The sequence below is a fragment of the Streptomyces sp. JLBT605 genome, from assembly GCF_058215555.1.
Genome location: NZ_CM177087.1, coordinates 4,214,344 through 4,230,009 on the forward strand (window position 1 = coordinate 4,214,344; position 15,666 = coordinate 4,230,009).

The window sequence follows — 15,666 nt, forward strand, 5'->3', positions numbered from 1 at the left end:
GCGGCGCGGCGGGACAGGCCAGGGTGCCAGGCGGCTTCAGGAGGTGTCCGGTGGGGCGACGCCGCGCGGGGCGGGCCCATTCGGACAGCCCTTATTCCTGCCCGTACCTCGGGTCCACCGACTCGGGAGCCAGCCCCAGCAGCTCGGCGACCTGCTCGACGACGACCTCATGGACGAGCAGCGCCCGCTCGTCCCGGTTCTTGGAGCGGATCTCCACCGGTCGGCGGTAGACCACGATCCGGTCCCGGCCCTCGCCATGGGCGGCGATGAACCTGCCCAGCGGCACGGAGTCGCCGTCCCAGGGCGGCACGTCCCCCTCCGGCCCCGTACCGTCGGCACCGACCGAGGGCACCTCCAGGACCGCGAAGTCGACCCCGGACAGCTGCGGCCAGCGTCTTTCCAGCCGCTCCGCCGAGTCATGCACGAGATCGACGAAGGACTCGGCGCGGCTGACCGACAGCGGCACCTGCGGTGGCGCGATGGGACCGCGCATGCCGCGTCCATGCCGATCGCGGTGGCGCGGACGCGGATCGGACGGGTAGGAAGGTACGGGGCTGGTCATCACTCATGAGAGTAGCCGTCAGCACCCATCCGGCACGCTCTCAACGGTCACCCACGGCGGCGTCAAAGGTCCCACACGAACAATTCAGCCATCGATGGGGGCAAAAACAGACGTCTGGCGGAATGTGCCTCCCGCTCCGGGCGCTCGCCCGGCGACCGCGCCCCGGACACGGCGGCGCACGCCCCCGACCGCCCCGATCAGGACGCGGCGCAGGTCAGAGCAGCTGTTCGCGTATCGGACGGTCCGGGCGAACCGGGACGACACGGTGGAGTGAGCCGCTGGGGAGTCGTCGCGGCCCGCTCAAGAGTGCGGTACCGTCCAACGTCGTGAGCCCTGTACGTCGCTGTTCGCGCACCGCGTGCGGCCGCCCCGCCGTCGCGACGCTGACGTACGTCTACGCGGACTCGACCGCAGTCCTCGGACCGCTCGCCACCTACGCCGAGCCGCACTGTTATGACCTGTGCTCGGAGCACTCCGAGCGGCTGACCGCGCCGCGCGGCTGGGAGGTCGTGCGCCTCGCCGTCGATGCCGGTCCGGCCCGCCCCAGCGGGGACGACCTCGAAGCCCTGGCCAACGCGGTCCGCGAGGCCGCCCGCCCGCATGAGCGCGCGGCCGGCGGCGGAAGCGGCGGCCCCGGCGCCGTCGGACCGAACGGCCGGGAGGGCAACCCGGTGGAGGTCGCCCGCCGCGGCCATCTGCGGGTGCTGCGCTCGCCCGACTCCTGAGCGCGGGCCGTACGGCCCGAAGTCCGGGCCCACGCCGCCCGCACACCTCTGCCACCCCTCTGCCGCCCCGCCCCGCGCACCTCCGCGCTTCCGGCGTGGCTCCCGGACGTGGCGCGGCGCACGCCCCAGCCACCCTTCGCGATCAGCACCTGCGGGTAGGTTGGGGGCGTCCGAAGACCTCCGAAATACCTCCCAGAACTCCAGAAGGGGTGGGCCGTGCCCGACTTGTCGCAGATCGTGAAGGCTTACGACGTGCGCGGAGTGGTCCCGGACCAGTGGGACGAGTCGCTCGCCGAACTCTTCGGTGCCGCCTTCGCGCGCGTCACCGGAGCGGCCGCGATCGTCGTCGGCCACGACATGCGTCCCTCCTCGCCCGGCCTGTCGCGGGCCTTCGCGCGCGGCGCCGCCAACCTCGGCACCCACGTGACCGAGATCGGCCTGTGCTCCACCGACCAGCTCTACTTCGCCAGCGGCCGGCTCGACCTGCCCGGCGCGATGTTCACGGCCAGCCACAACCCGGCGCAGTACAACGGCATCAAGATGTGCCGGGCCGGTGCCGCCCCGGTCGGCGCGGACACCGGGCTCGCCGAGATCCGCGCCCTGGTCGAGGAGTGGGCCACCACCGGCGCGCCCGCCCCGGCCGTCACCCCCGGCGAGATCACCCAGCGCGACGTCCTCGACGACTACGCGGCCCACCTGCGGTCCCTCGTCGACCTCTCCGCCATCAGGCCGCTGAAGGTCGTCGTGGACGCGGGCAACGGCATGGGCGGCCACACCGTCCCCACCGTCTTCACCGGGCTGCCCATCGACCTCACCGCGATGTACTTCGAGCTCGACGGCACCTTCCCCAACCACGAGGCCAACCCCCTCGACCCGAAGAACCTGGTCGACCTCCAGGCCCGCGTCCGGGAGACCGGCGCGGACATCGGCCTCGCCTTCGACGGCGACGCCGACCGCTGCTTCGTCGTCGACGAGCGCGGCGAGCCCGTCTCGCCTTCCGCGATCACCGCGCTGGTCGCCGCCCGCGAGCTCGGCAAGCACCCCGGCGGCACGGTCATCCACAACTGCATCACCTCCTGGTCCGTCCCGGAGGTGGTCGAGGAGAGCGGCGGCACGCCCGTCCGCACCCGCGTGGGCCACTCCTTCATCAAGGCCGAGATGGCCCGCACCGGCGCGATCTTCGGTGGCGAGCACTCCGCCCACTACTACTTCCGCGACTTCTGGAACGCCGACACCGGCATGCTCGCCGCGCTCCACGTCCTCGCCGCGCTCGGCGGCCAGTCCGGACCGCTCTCGCAGCTGGTGGCCCAGTACGACCGCTACGCCGCCTCCGGCGAGATCAACAGCACCGTCGCGGACCAGGCGGACCGCGCGGCCGCGGTGCGCGCGGCGTTCGTCGGGCGCGACGGCGCCCGACTCGACGACCTCGACGGCCTGACCGTCACCACCACCGACTGGTGGTTCAACCTCCGCGCCTCCAACACCGAGCCGCTGCTCCGCCTCAACGTGGAGGCCCGCGACCCGGAGACCGTCGCCCGCATCCGCGACGAGGTCCTCTCCATCGTCCGCGCCTGACCCCCGCGCGACGCCGCCCGCCGGCGCCGACGCACGCATTGCACGCCTGGTCCACCCGCCGGTCGCGCGCCGACTGCCTCAGGCGTCGGCGCGCGGCCCGCTGCGCGATGCCGGCCCGCCGATCACCCCGGCGCCGCCGCGCCACCCGCGCGTAACGCCCCGGTACCTGCGGGGCGTCGCCGGCACCGATCACCGCGCACCGGCCGCGTCCGGGCGAGATGATCGGAAGTGGGCTGGCGCCTGCCCACCAGCCTGCAGGTGACCGGCGGATGGCCGGCTCGGACGAGCGGCAAGGGCCGCCCACGCGCCTGCCGCAGAGCTGCCCGACCCACCGGCCGCCCGACTGCCCGCGCGTCACCCGGCACCGCGTCGCGCGCGCCCGCCTCCCGACCCACCCCGCCTCCCGACCCGCCCCGCCTCCCGACCCGCCCCGCCTCCCGACCCACCCCGCCTCCCGACCCGCCCCGCCGCCCGGCGGTCCGCGGCGACCGGCCGGGTGGCGGGTCGACCGCCCGGGCCGCGCCACCGGCGGCCCGGCGGTACGCTGACGACGCCGAATCCAATCCCGAAGGGACACCGCCGATGCCGCTCGAAGCCGGTCTTCTGGAGATCCTCGCCTGCCCGGCGTGCCACGCCCCGCTGCGCGAGGAGTCGGGGCCGGAGACCCCCGAGCTGGTGTGCACCGGCCAGGGCTGCGGTCTCGCCTACCCGGTACGGGACTCCATCCCCGTGCTGCTCGTCGACGAAGCCCGCCGCCCCGCCTGACCCCGCCCGGGCACCTGACCCCGCCCGGGCGCCGCGCTCCGCGCCCGGCCGAACGGCGGCCGGGCCCGGAACCGGCCGGACGCCCCGCCGTCCGGACGGAGCCCGGTCCGGGCGGAGCCCGTCCCGACGACGCAGAGCCGGTCAGCAGGACGACGCAGAGCCGGTCCGCAGCCTGGATTCCGGGGTACCCGGATCCGGAACCCCCGCGGGGATCGAAGCCCCCGTGGAGCCGCACACGGCGATCGGAGGCCGACGCACCATGCTCGATGAATCGCTCCTCGACGCCCCCGAGGCCCTCGCCCGCGCCGACATCCGCGGACTGCTGCGCGGCGCCGCGGAGTCCGGCGCGCGGGTGCGCACCGCGGCCCGGCACGCCGCCGAGGCCGGCATCCCGGACCTCCAGCCGGGCGGCCGCCCCCGCGCGCTGCTGGTCGCCGGGCCGGGAGCGGCCGGGAGCTGCACCGCCGACCTGCTGGCCGCGCTCAGCGGCGGCAGCCTGCCGGTGACCCTGATCGCCCCCGGCGGCGTCGCCCCCGCCCCCGGAGCGCTGCGCTGGACGCTGCCCGGCTGGGCCGGCTCGGCGGACCTGGTGCTGATCGCGACGCCGGACGGCACCGAACCAGGCCTCCCCGAACTGGTCGAGCAGGCATACCGCAGAGGCTGCTCGATCGTCGCGGTGAGCCCCGCCAGCTCCCCGCTGACCGAGGCCGTCGCCCAGGCGCGCGGCCTCGCCGTCCCGCTGGCCGCCGCCCCGTACGACACCGGCCCGTTCATCCCGACACCCTTCGACACCGAGGACGGGGAGACCCCGGCCGAGCAGGCCGTCACCGGCACCGTCGACATCACGGCGACCGGCGCGCTGGGCGGCGCACCGGAGGCCGCGGCGGCCGGGCACGCGGCCCACCCGCACGCCCACACCGGCGCCGGACACACCGAGGACCCCACCGGCACCGCCCCCGACGAGATCACCGGCCCGGCCCTCCCCGGCACCCTGTGGGCCCTGCTCACCCCGCTGCTCGCACTCGTCGACCGGATCGGCCTGGTGGACGCGTCCCCCGCCGCGCTGTCCCAGGTCGCGGACCGGCTGGACCAGGTCGCCGAGCGCTGCGGCCCGGCCATCGCCACGTACACCAACCCGGCCAAGACCCTGGCGGCCGAACTCGCCGGGGCGCTCCCGCTGGTGTGGACGGAGGGACCGGTGGCGTCCGCCGCCGGCCGCCGCTTCGCCGGACTGCTCGCCGCGCTCGCCGGCCGGCCCGCGCTCGCCGCCGAGCTGCCCGTCGCGCTCTCCGCACACAGCGCGCTGCTGACCGGGGCATTCGCCGGCGGCGCGAACCCGGACGACTTCTTCCGGGACCGGGTCGAGGAGCCCGAGGCGCTGCACGCGCGGATCGTCCTCTTCCACGACCAGCCGGTGAGCGCCATCTCGGCCGTGCCCACCGCCCGCGATCTCGCCCTCGCCCACGACACCCCGGTCAGCGAGCTCGCGCCGGCCGAGGGCACCGCGCTGGAAACCGCCGCCGAGCTTCTCGCCATCGCGGATTTCGCCGCCGTTTACCTGGCGCTCGCCTCGACCGAGAGATCATGACGGGGCGGCCGCGACCGGACCCTCCCGCTACGCCCTGCGGGCATGGGAGGACCCCCAGCGGGCACGGGGGGACCCTCAGCGGGCCCCCCACGCGAGGACAGTCACCGGCCGCGACCGCCACCGGCCGCCGCCACCGCCGGTCACCCCGTCCCGCTCACCCCACGCCTCACCCACAGCAGGAAGCGACCCGCCATGGACCGCCTCGCCAACACCGTGCGCCCCTACGCCTGGGGCTCCACCACCGCCATCCCCGAGCTCCTCGGCGTCCGGCCCACCGGTGAGCCGCAGGCCGAGCTGTGGATGGGCGCGCACCCGGGAGCACCGTCCCGCGTCGAGCGCGGCACCGGGCCGGTCGCCCTCGGCGACATCATCGAGGCCGACCCCGAGCGCGAACTTGGCCCGGACGCGGTTCGGCGCTTCGGCCCGCGGCTGCCCTTCCTGTTCAAGGTGCTCGCGGCCGGGTCGCCGCTCTCCCTCCAGGTGCACCCCGACCTCGACCAGGCCAGGGCCGGCTTCGCGGACGAGGAGGCGCGCGGAGTCCCGATCGACGCCCCGCACCGCAACTACAAGGACGCCAACCACAAGCCCGAAATGATCTGCGCGCTCACGCCGTTCGACGGGCTGTGCGGCTTCCGCGACCCGGTCGAGACCGCCGACCTGATGGCCGCCCTCGACGTCGACTCGCTCAAGCCGTACGTCGATATCCTGCACGCCCATCCCGAATCGGACGCCCTGCGCGAACTGCTCACCGCCGTGCTCACCGCCGACCGCGAAGCCATGGCCGAGACGGTCGAACAGGTCGGCCACGCCGCCGAACGCCTCGCCGCCGGAATCCAAGAGGGCGAAGCCCTTCCGCAGCAGGGCGGTGGTGGGCTGGGGGCACCTCCCTGGGGGCACCCCCGGACGAAGTCTGGGGGAGGTAGCCGGGGGAAGGTGGGCCGGCACGCCCGGGACTACGCCGCCTACGCCTCCCTCGCCCGGGACTTCCCCGGCGACCCGGGCGTGATCGCCGCCATGCTCCTCAACCACGTGACACTGCAGCCCGGCGAAGCGCTCTACCTCGGCGCCGGCGTGCCGCACGCCTACATCAGCGGCCTCGGCGTGGAGATCATGGCCAACTCCGACAACGTGCTGCGCTGCGGTCTCACCCCCAAGCACGTCGACGTCCCCGAACTGCTGCGCGTCGTCCGCTTCGAGAGCGGCGCCCCGGGCGTGCTGCGCCCCGAGGCCGACCCCGACGGCGAGGAGCTGTACGTCACGCCGATCGACGAGTTCCGGCTCTCCCGCTACGTCCTGATCGAGGGCACCGCCCCGCACCGGCTGCCCGCCGGCACCCCGCAGATCCTGCTCTGCGCCTCCGGCACGATCCGGCTGCGCGCCACCGACGGCAGCGCCGAACTCTCCCTCGCCTGCGGCGAATCCGCCTTCGTGCCCGCGGTCGAGCACATCGAGGCGGCCGGCGGCGGCACTCTCTTCCGTGCCACGGTGGGCTCCTGACGCCAGGCCCCCGACCGGGCTGCGACAATGTCCCGCCGTAACAGGCAAAGGGGGAGTCAAGCTCCCGGATGAACCGAAGGGACACCCGGCTCGCATGAGTGCATCAGGCGGAACCAAGGCGATCGTCGCCGCGTTGGGCGCCAACCTGGCCATCGCGGTGGCCAAGTTCGTGGCGGCCGCGGTCAGCGGCTCGGCGTCGATGCTCGCCGAAGGCGTGCACTCGCTCGCCGACTCGGGCAACCAGGGACTGCTGCTGCTCGGCGGCAAGAAGGCCAAGCGGGAGGCGACCGAGCAGCACCCCTTCGGCTACGGCCGGGAGCGCTACATCTACGGCTTCCTCGTCTCCATCGTGCTGTTCACCATCGGTGGTGTCTTCGCGCTCTACGAGGGCTACGAGAAGGTCAAGCACCCGCACGACATCGAGCACTGGTACTGGCCGGTCGGCGTCCTGGTCTTCGCGATCATCGCGGAGAGCTTCTCCTTCCGTACCGCCATCAAGGAGTCCAACGAGATCCGCGGAAACCTCACCTGGTCGCAGTTCGTCCGCCGCGCCAAGGCCCCCGAGCTGCCGGTCGTCCTCCTGGAAGACCTCGGCGCGCTGGTCGGCCTGGTCCTCGCCCTCGGCGGCGTCGGACTCGCCCTGATCACCGGGGACGGCGTCTGGGACGGCGTCGGCACCATGTGCATCGGCGCGCTCCTCGTCCTGATCGCCCTGGTCCTCGCCGCCGAGACCAAGTCCCTGCTGCTGGGCGAGGCGGCCGATGTCGACCAGGTCGAGAAGATCCGCGAGGCGGTGGTCGACGGCGACACCGTCACCGGCCTGATCCACATGCGCACCCTGCACCTCGGCCCCGAGGAGCTCCTCGTCGCCGCCAAGATCGCGGTGGCCCACGACCACACCGCGGAGATGGTCGCCCGAGCGATCGACGAGGCCGAGGCCCGCATCCGCCAGGCCGTCCCCATCGCCCGCGTCATCTACCTGGAGCCCGACATCTTCAGCGCGGAAGCCGCCAAGCCGGCCACCTCCGACGCCTGACAGCCCCCTCAGCCGCCGGACGGGCTGTTCCCATCATTCGGACGGGCTGGGTTTTCCAGCCCGTCCTGGGGGCACCCCCGGACGAAGTCTGGGGGAGGTAGCTGGGGGAGCTCGAGGGCCGGAACCGGGGCGGAGCCCCGGTTCCGCACGCCCTACCCAATCTCCCCCAAGACCCCCAACACCTCCCCGACCCCCACCGCACCCAGCAACCGCTCCCGGAACCCCGCATCCATCAGCTTCCGCGAGAGCAGCGCCAGAATGCGCAGATGCTCGTCGCCCGCGGCCGCCTCCGGCACCGCGATCATGAAGACGAGCCTCGCCTTCGTCCCGTCCAGCGAGTCCCACTCGATGCCCTCGGCGGAGCGCGCGAACCCGACGACCGGCGCCGTCACCGCGTCCGTCTTCGCATGCGGGATCGCGATCCCCTCACCGAGCCCCGTCGTGCCCTGCTCCTCGCGGGCGAAGGCGACCCGGACCAGCTCCGCCACATCGGTCACCTTGCCGCTGACGGCCAGCAGCTCGGCCATCTCCTGGATCGCGGCCTCCTTGCCGTCCGCGTCCAGCGCCTCCTTGACCGTCCGCCCGGTCAGATACCCCGACAGCACCTCCCCGGCCACCCCAGGTGCGGCGACCGCCGGTTCGGGCACGGGCTGGGCCCCCATCGGCTGGGCCACCACACCCTCAGCCGCCGCACCCCCAGCGGTCACCGCGGCCCCCGCCCCCGACTCCCGCCAGGACATCAGCCCCACCGTCGTCAGCGCCGTCACCCCCGTACCGACCACCACCGCCACGAAGAACATCGGGACGCCACCCACCGCACCCAGCAGCGCGACGATCGGCCCGCCGTGCGGCACGCTGTCCTCGACCGCCGCCAGCCCGGCCACCGCGCCCGCGGCCGCACCGCCGAGCATGTTGGCCGGGATGACCAGCGCCGGGCGCGCCGCGGCGAACGGAATGGCGCCCTCGGTGATGCCGAAGAAGCCCATGAACAGCGCGGCCAGCCCCGTCTCCCGCTCCTGGTCGTCGAAGAGCCGGCGCCGGATCAGCGTGGCCAGTCCCTGCCCCAGCGGCGGAACCGGGATCGCCGCCGCACACGCGCCCATGACCTCCGGATTCTTCGAGACCAGTCCCGCCCCGAAGAGGAACGCCGTCTTGTTGACCGGACCGCCCATGTCGAACGCGATCATCAGCCCGAGGACGATCCCCAGCAGCGCCGCGCTCGTCCCGGTGAGCCCGCCGAGCCAGTCCGTCAGGTGCTCGAACACCCAGGAGATCGGCTCACCCAGCACATAGACGAAGAAGAGGCCGAGCGCCGAGGTCGCCACGATCGGGATCACGATGATCGGCATGATCGGCCGGACGAACCGGGGCACCTCGATCTTCTTGATCCACAGCACCAGATAGCCGGCGAGGAAGCCGGTGACGATCGCGCCGATGAAGCCCGCGCCCGCCTCGCTGTCGTACAGCTCGCCGTGGCCCGCTATCCACCCGCCGACCATGCCCGGCACCAGCGCCGGGCGGTCCGCGATCGCGTAGGCGATGTAGCCGGAGAGGATCGGAATCATCAGCTCGAAGCCGATGGCGCCGATGTCGTTGACCGTCTTCCACACGGAGTCCTCGGGGATGACGATCCCCTTCGACGTCGTATGACCGCCGAGCGCCAGCGACACGGCGATCAGCAGACCGCCGACCACGACGAACGGGATCATGAACGAGACGCCGTTCATCAGCGCCTTGTAGGTGGCGCCGCGCTCCCCGCCCGCGCCGGGCCGGCCGGTCCCACGCCCTTCCGCCGCACGCCCTCCCCTCCCGCGCTCGTCCCCATCGCGCCCGGCCGCATCGCCGTGCGCCCCCGCATCGCCGCCGGCCCCCGCTCGGTGCACCGGCGCGCCGCTCGCCCGCTCGATCAGCCACTCCGGGCGGTGGATGCCGTCCGCGACACCGACAGCCAGCACCGGCTTGCCGACGAAACGACCGAGGTCGACGTCCTTGTCCGCGGCGACGATGATGGCGTCCGCCTCGCTGACATCGTTGTCAGACAGGATGTTCTCAGCCCCGATCGAGCCTTGCGTCTCCACCTTCATGCTGTGACCGAGCGACGCCGCGGCCTGGGCCAGCTTCTCGGCGGCCATATAGGTGTGGGCGATACCGGTCGGGCAGGCGGTCACCGCCAGCAGCTTCAGGGGCCGCTGCCCCACGGGCCCGGTGGTCTCCGCGGCCCCCGCGGCCCCCGCGGCCCCCGCGGCCCCCTCGGACTCGGCGGGATCGGCTGGACTCGTCACGTGGATCTCTCCTTACGACTCTCGATGCGCGCGACACCGCTCTCAGCGCGCGAAGGGTGCGCAGGCCCCCGCGCCAGCCCGCATCCTGCAACACCCGCGGCGCGCGGCAAAGCTCCCGCACGGCGACCGCCGCCTCCCACACAGCGACTCGCCGCCCCCAATCCCCATCGAATCGCCCCCGATCCACTCCCCACGCCCCTCCCAAGCACTCCCCGACGGCTCGCGAAGCCTGTGATTCCGACTGAAGATCGACCCCGCGGGCTGGGGAACGCTCGGCCCACCGGTGTAGATTCGTGACAGAGCCAGACGTCGCTGCTGATGGCGGTCGGGCGGCCCATGCGCGGACCGTCCGAGGGAGAGAGGGCCTCCGACGGACTGCGCCTGTGAGTGGCGGACGCGCGCATGCCGCCGTTTTCGCATGCGCCGAAGTCCGCTACCGCATGCCCAGCCGAGACCACTCTCGCTCGAACCCATGGAGGACAACCGCATGACCACCGCCGCCACCGGCCAGGACTTCAAGGTCGCAGACCTGTCGCTGGCCGCCTTCGGCCGCAAGGAGATCAGCCTCGCCGAGCACGAGATGCCCGGCCTCATGGCGATCCGCGCGGAGTACGCCGACGCTCAGCCGCTCGCCGGCGCCCGCGTCACCGGCTCGCTCCACATGACCGTCCAGACCGCCGTCCTCATCGAGACGCTGGTCGCGCTCGGCGCCGAGGTGCGCTGGGCCTCCTGCAACATCTTCTCCACCCAGGACCACGCGGCCGCCGCCGTCGCCGTCGGCCCGAACGGCACCCCGGAGAACCCCCAGGGTGTCCCGGTCTTCGCCTGGAAGGGCGAGACCCTGGAGGAGTACTGGTGGTGCACCGAGCAGGCGCTGACCTGGCCGGGCACCGAGACCGGCGGCCCGAACATGATCCTGGACGACGGCGGTGACGCCACTCTCCTGGTCCACAAGGGCGTCGAGTACGAGAAGGCCGGTGCCGCCCCGGCGGTGGAGACCGCGGAGAACGACGAGCACCGCGTCATCCTCGAGCTCCTCAACCGCACCCTCGCCGAGAGCCCGCAGAAGTGGACCCGGCTCGCCTCCGAGATCCGCGGCGTGACCGAGGAGACCACCACCGGCGTGCACCGTCTCTACGAGATGCACCGTGAGGGCTCGCTGCTCTTCCCGGCGATCAACGTCAACGACTCCGTCACCAAGTCGAAGTTCGACAACAAGTACGGCTGCCGCCACTCGCTGATCGACGGCATCAACCGCGCCACCGACGTCCTCATCGGCGGCAAGGTCGCGGTCGTCTGCGGCTACGGCGACGTCGGCAAGGGCTGCGCCGAGTCGCTGCGCGGCCAGGGCGCCCGCGTCATCGTCACCGAGATCGACCCGATCTGCGCGCTCCAGGCAGCCATGGACGGCTACCAGGTCGCCACCCTCGACGACGTCGTCGAGACCGCTGACATCTTCGTCACGACCACCGGCAACAAGGACATCATCATGGCCGCCGACATGGCCAAGATGAAGCACCAGGCCATCGTCGGGAACATCGGCCACTTCGACAACGAGATCGACATGGCCGGCCTCGCCGCGATCCCCGGCATCGTCAAGGACGAGGTCAAGCCGCAGGTCCACACCTGGACCTTCCCCGACGGCAAGACGATCATCGTGCTGTCCGAGGGCCGCCTGCTCAACCTGGGCAACGCCACCGGTCACCCGTCGTTCGTGATGTCCAACTCCTTCGCGAACCAGACCATCGCCCAGATCGAGCTGTTCACCAAGCCCGAGTCCTACCCGACCGACGTCTACGTGCTCCCCAAGCACCTGGACGAGAAGGTCGCCCGCCTCCACCTGGACGCCCTCGGTGCCAAGCTGACCACGCTCCGCCAGGAGCAGGCCGACTACATCGGCGTCCCGGTCGAGGGCCCGTACAAGTCCGAGCACTACCGCTACTGAGCCCAGGCGCCGCGGCCCCGACCGTCAGGCGCGCTGAGCAGTCGGTATCAGGCCCCCGCCCCACCAGCGGGGGCCTGTCCCGTCTGTACCGTCAAGGACCCCACCATGCCTCGCGGCCGCTATTCGCTCCACGATCCGCACGACCACACCCCCCTCGGAGAAGAGCACTTCCACTGCGCCCCCGGCCCGTCCGGCTGGCGCTACGTCTCCCAGATCACCACCCCTTCCCCCGGCAGCCCCGGCAGCCCCGGCAGCCCCGGCAGCACGGCCCCCGGAACCACCGTCACCGGCTCCGTCGACCTCACCCTCGACGAACTCGGCCGCCCGCTCCGTCTGGAACTCCAGGCCGCGGACTGGCAGGTCCGCGGTGCCGCCCTCGACGGCGTCACCTGGGTCCGCACGGACCCCACCGGCGAACACGCCACCGAAGGCAACGTCCCCGCCCACGCCTTCACCGGCGCTTCCCCCGCCTTCCTCGTCGCCACCTCCCGACTGCTTCGGCTTGACCCCGGTGCCCCGGCCACCCGCGTGCGACTCGTCGCCTTCACCGCCCCCGTGCTCGCCCCCCGCACCCTCGACCAGTCCTGGGCGCTGATCACCAGGACAGCACACGCCACTGACAACGGCCCCCTGATGGTGGACGAATACCAGGTCAGCGCCCTGGACACAGGGGAGCAGCACACCATCCACATCGCCGGCGACGTCGTCCTGTCGGCCCCCGGGATCGAACTCGAAGACCTCGATTCCCCACCCTCCACCTTCCCCTGACCCCGCCCGCGCAGCCCGCCACCCCGCCCGCGCCCGCACCTTCCCGCACGGCGCCGGCCCCCCGCCGGATTGCGCGGTGCCAGACCCCTGACCACCCGGCCGCGCTCACGGCCACCCGAGCCCGCCGCGGGCCGGCGCCCCCAGGGGCTGTCCGCTAGCTCGGCGGTACGAAGCCCGTAGCCGCCCGAGAGCCCGCCGGCCGTCCCTTCCGCAGCCCGTCCGCCGCCGGTGCCCCGCCCGGACGCGCCTCCCCGGCCGCCTCGACCGCACCCCCGGTCGATCCCTCGGCCGATCCCTCGGCCTCCCCGGCGGCCGAACCCTCCCTGCCCCCGCTCGTCCCGTCCCCCGCAGAAACCCCCGCGTCAGAAACCCCCGCGCCGCCCGGCACCCACCCCAGTGCCGCGCCTTCCATCGCGCCGAACCCGCCCCCCGTGCCCAAGCCCGCACCGGACCCCGCATCGAAGCCCGCGCCGAAGCCCGAGGCGGCGGCCCACGCGCCTTCGGGCCGCGCACCCCCGCCCGGCGCGGGACCGAAGACCCGCCGAGCGTCGCGCTCCCGCCGCTCGCCCGCCACCGCCGCCAGAAACGCCGCGGGCGGCGTCCCCTCCGGCAGCTCCGTCCCCGTGCGCGCCGCGACCTCGGCCGCCAGCCGCTCCGCCATCGTGGCCGCCACGGCCCGATCGAGCTGGCTCATCCGCGTCAGGTACTGCCGCACCTCCAGCCACAGCCCGTCCGGCACCCCGGACAGATCCACACCGGCGAATCTCCCGGCCAGCCATGGCGGTGGCGCCGGCTGCATCACCGGCCGCGCCGCCGGTATCCGCTCCCGGACCACCAAGGTCCCCGCGAGTACATCGCCGACACGCCGCCCCCGCGCGGAGATCAGCGAAGCGATACACGCGATCGTGCCCAACGACGCCAGGATCTCGATCACCCCCACCGCCCCGCGCACCAGCGCGTGCCGGAAACGGATCGGCCCACCGTCGTCACGCACCACCCGAAGCCCGCACACGAGCTTGCCCAGCGAGCGCCCCTGGCTCAGCGTCTCCACCGCGATCGGAATCCCCACCAGCACCAGAAGAAACAGCGCCACCGCCACCGCCGCCGAAGCGGCCTCGTCGAGCGAGCCGATCGCGGCCAGCACCGCCATGGACACGGCGAGATAGACGAGCCAGGCCACCACCAGGTCGATCAGCACGGCCAGCGCCCGGCTGGGCAACCGAGCCGGCCGCAGGCCCAGGACCACCGCATCACCCGTGACGAGCTCGCTCATACGGGCCGCCTCCCGCCCATCTCCGACGTACGGCCCAGTCTGCCGCCGCCGCTGAGCACCCCGCCAAGGCAAGTGGCGGAGCCCGCCGGGAACCCGTGGCTCCGCTGCCCGCCGCCGGTCCGTCTGCCAAGCTGACTGTGCTCGCCCCCACCGCGAGGAGCAGCCGCCATGGACCTCGATGTCTTCGTCACGGCCCACCGCGCCGAATGGGAGCGGCTGGACGCGCTGGTACGCCGCCACCGCCGCCTCACGGGTGCGGAGGCGGACGAGCTCGTCCGCCTCTACCGGCGTGCGGCCACCCACCTCTCGCTGCTGCGGACCATGGCTCCCGAGACCCACCCCGCCGGGGCGCTCACCTCGCTGGTGGCCAGGGCCCGGAGCGCGGTCACAGGGCCGCGCAAGGCCGGCTGGCAGGACGCCGCACACTTCTTCGCGGCCGGCTTCCCGGCCGCCATGTACCGCTCCCGCCACTGGTGGGTCCCCACCGCGCTGCTCTCGCTGACCGTCGCCGCCCTGATCGGCTGGTGGATCGGCACCCATCCCGACGTGCAGTCGTCGATCGCGGCCCCGGAGGAAATCCGGGACCTCACCCGGCCGGGCGGCGAGTACGAGAGGTACTACTCAAGCCATCCCGCCACCTCGTTCGCGGCGCAGGTATGGACGAACAACGCCCAGGCCGTGGCGCTCTGCCTGGTCCTCGGCGCCTTCCTCTGCCTGCCGGTGCTGGGGATTCTCTTCCTCAACATGCTCAACCTCGGCGTCGGCCTCGGCCTGATGTCCGCCGCCGGAAGACTGGACACGTTCCTCGGCCTGCTCCTGCCCCATGGCCTGCTGGAGCTCACCGCGGTCTTCGTCGCCGCCGGCACCGGCCTCCGGCTCGGCTGGACGGTCATCGACCCGGGCCCGCGCCCCCGCAGGACGGCACTCGCCCAAGAGGGCCGCGCGGCTCTCGGTATGGCGATCGGCCTGGCGGCGGTGCTCCTCGTGGCCGGGGCCATCGAGGCGTATGTGACGCCCTCCAGCCTGCCCACATCGGCCAGGATCGCCCTCGGCATCGCGGCTGAGCTGGCCCTCCTCGGCTACGTCTTCGTCGTGGGCCGCCGAGCGGCGAGGTCCGGGGAGTCCGGCGACATCGCCGCGGCGGACCGCAGCGCGCCCGTGCCCACCGCCGCCTGATGTGCGTTGGACGCCTCTGAGCTGCTAGTCTCCTCTTCGCCCCACAAGACCTGTTGACACGGGTTGAGGGGGGAGGTAGATTTAAACGGTTGTCGGGAGGCTAGACCTAGCGGCTCGCAACTGTTAGCATCTACGTCGCTTCGCTCTGGAACTGACATTCCCGCGAAGCATCTTCGAATCAGTTGGGAAAGCAGCGCCGATTAGATCGGCGGAAGCGATTCTGATAAAGTCGAAACAGCCGAAAGGCAAAGGCCCTCCAACGGCCACCGGAAATGAATTCCGACCGGGAACGGAACGGAAAACGGATCTGGTAAGGTTGGAAACACCGAAGGGAAGCGCCCGGAGGAAAGCCCGAGAGGGTGAGTACGAAGGAAGCGTCCGTTCCTTGAGAACTCAACAGCGTGCCAAAAGTCAACGCCAGATATGTTGATACCCCGTCTCCGGGCCTGATGGTCTGGGACGAGGTTCCTTTGA

The 15,666-nt window shown here is 72.9% G+C and carries 12 protein-coding genes; 9 read left to right on the forward strand and 3 right to left on the reverse strand.

What is annotated here, in order from left to right:
* Positions 1-91 precede the first annotated feature (91 nt).
* The gene (locus tag AC4BDD_RS18290; RefSeq protein ID WP_490686518.1) at positions 92-562 is read right to left on the reverse strand and encodes a metallopeptidase family protein; all 471 of its coding nucleotides are present in this window, start codon (positions 560-562) and stop codon (positions 92-94) included.
* Positions 563-840: 278 nt separating this feature from the next.
* Here AC4BDD_RS18290 and AC4BDD_RS18295 point away from each other — a divergent pair, with 278 nt between their 5' ends.
* The 6 genes from AC4BDD_RS18295 (at position 841) to AC4BDD_RS18320 (ending at position 7,748) form a co-directional block, all read left to right on the forward strand.
* Complete coding sequence (locus tag AC4BDD_RS18295) at positions 841-1,287, forward strand: DUF3499 domain-containing protein (RefSeq protein WP_490691833.1); 447 nt, start codon at positions 841-843, stop codon at positions 1,285-1,287.
* A 216-nt stretch (positions 1,288-1,503) separates the two neighbouring features.
* Entirely contained in the window at positions 1,504-2,862 is a 1,359-nt protein-coding gene (locus AC4BDD_RS18300; protein WP_490686519.1) for a phosphomannomutase/phosphoglucomutase, read from the forward strand.
* Between the two features lie 582 nt (positions 2,863-3,444).
* Entirely contained in the window at positions 3,445-3,627 is a 183-nt protein-coding gene (locus AC4BDD_RS18305; RefSeq protein ID WP_490686520.1) for a Trm112 family protein, read from the forward strand.
* Between the two features lie 259 nt (positions 3,628-3,886).
* Complete coding sequence (locus AC4BDD_RS18310; RefSeq protein WP_490686521.1) at positions 3,887-5,215, forward strand: SIS domain-containing protein; 1,329 nt, start codon at positions 3,887-3,889, stop codon at positions 5,213-5,215.
* 192 nt (positions 5,216-5,407) lie between these two features.
* A complete protein-coding gene (gene manA / locus AC4BDD_RS18315) occupies positions 5,408-6,712 on the forward strand; it encodes a mannose-6-phosphate isomerase, class I (protein ID WP_490686522.1) in 1,305 nt (434 codons plus the stop codon).
* A 94-nt stretch (positions 6,713-6,806) separates the two neighbouring features.
* Complete coding sequence (locus AC4BDD_RS18320; RefSeq protein WP_490686523.1) at positions 6,807-7,748, forward strand: cation diffusion facilitator family transporter; 942 nt, start codon at positions 6,807-6,809, stop codon at positions 7,746-7,748.
* Between the two features lie 152 nt (positions 7,749-7,900).
* Here the strand turns inward: AC4BDD_RS18320 and AC4BDD_RS18325 are convergent, their stop codons facing one another.
* Positions 7,901-10,030: a fructose-specific PTS transporter subunit EIIC gene (locus AC4BDD_RS18325; protein WP_490686524.1), complete on the reverse strand. Its 2,130-nt coding sequence runs from the start codon at positions 10,028-10,030 to the stop codon at positions 7,901-7,903.
* 487 nt (positions 10,031-10,517) lie between these two features.
* Between AC4BDD_RS18325 and ahcY the strand changes: the two genes are divergently transcribed.
* Together ahcY and AC4BDD_RS18335 are read left to right on the forward strand one after the other, a co-directional pair.
* Positions 10,518-11,975, forward strand: coding sequence for an adenosylhomocysteinase (ahcY, locus tag AC4BDD_RS18330; protein WP_490691834.1), 1,458 nt, complete (start codon positions 10,518-10,520; stop codon positions 11,973-11,975).
* A 105-nt stretch (positions 11,976-12,080) separates the two neighbouring features.
* Entirely contained in the window at positions 12,081-12,743 is a 663-nt protein-coding gene (locus AC4BDD_RS18335) for a hypothetical protein (protein WP_490686525.1), read from the forward strand.
* 154 nt (positions 12,744-12,897) lie between these two features.
* Here the strand turns inward: AC4BDD_RS18335 and AC4BDD_RS18340 are convergent, their stop codons facing one another.
* Positions 12,898-14,016 carry an RDD family protein gene (locus tag AC4BDD_RS18340; protein WP_490686526.1) on the reverse strand — a complete coding sequence of 373 codons (1,119 nt, stop codon included), beginning with the start codon at positions 14,014-14,016 and terminating at the stop codon, positions 12,898-12,900.
* Between the two features lie 168 nt (positions 14,017-14,184).
* Between AC4BDD_RS18340 and AC4BDD_RS18345 the strand changes: the two genes are divergently transcribed.
* A complete protein-coding gene (locus tag AC4BDD_RS18345) occupies positions 14,185-15,192 on the forward strand; it encodes a stage II sporulation protein M (RefSeq protein ID WP_490686527.1) in 1,008 nt (335 codons plus the stop codon).
* Positions 15,193-15,666 lie beyond the last annotated feature (474 nt).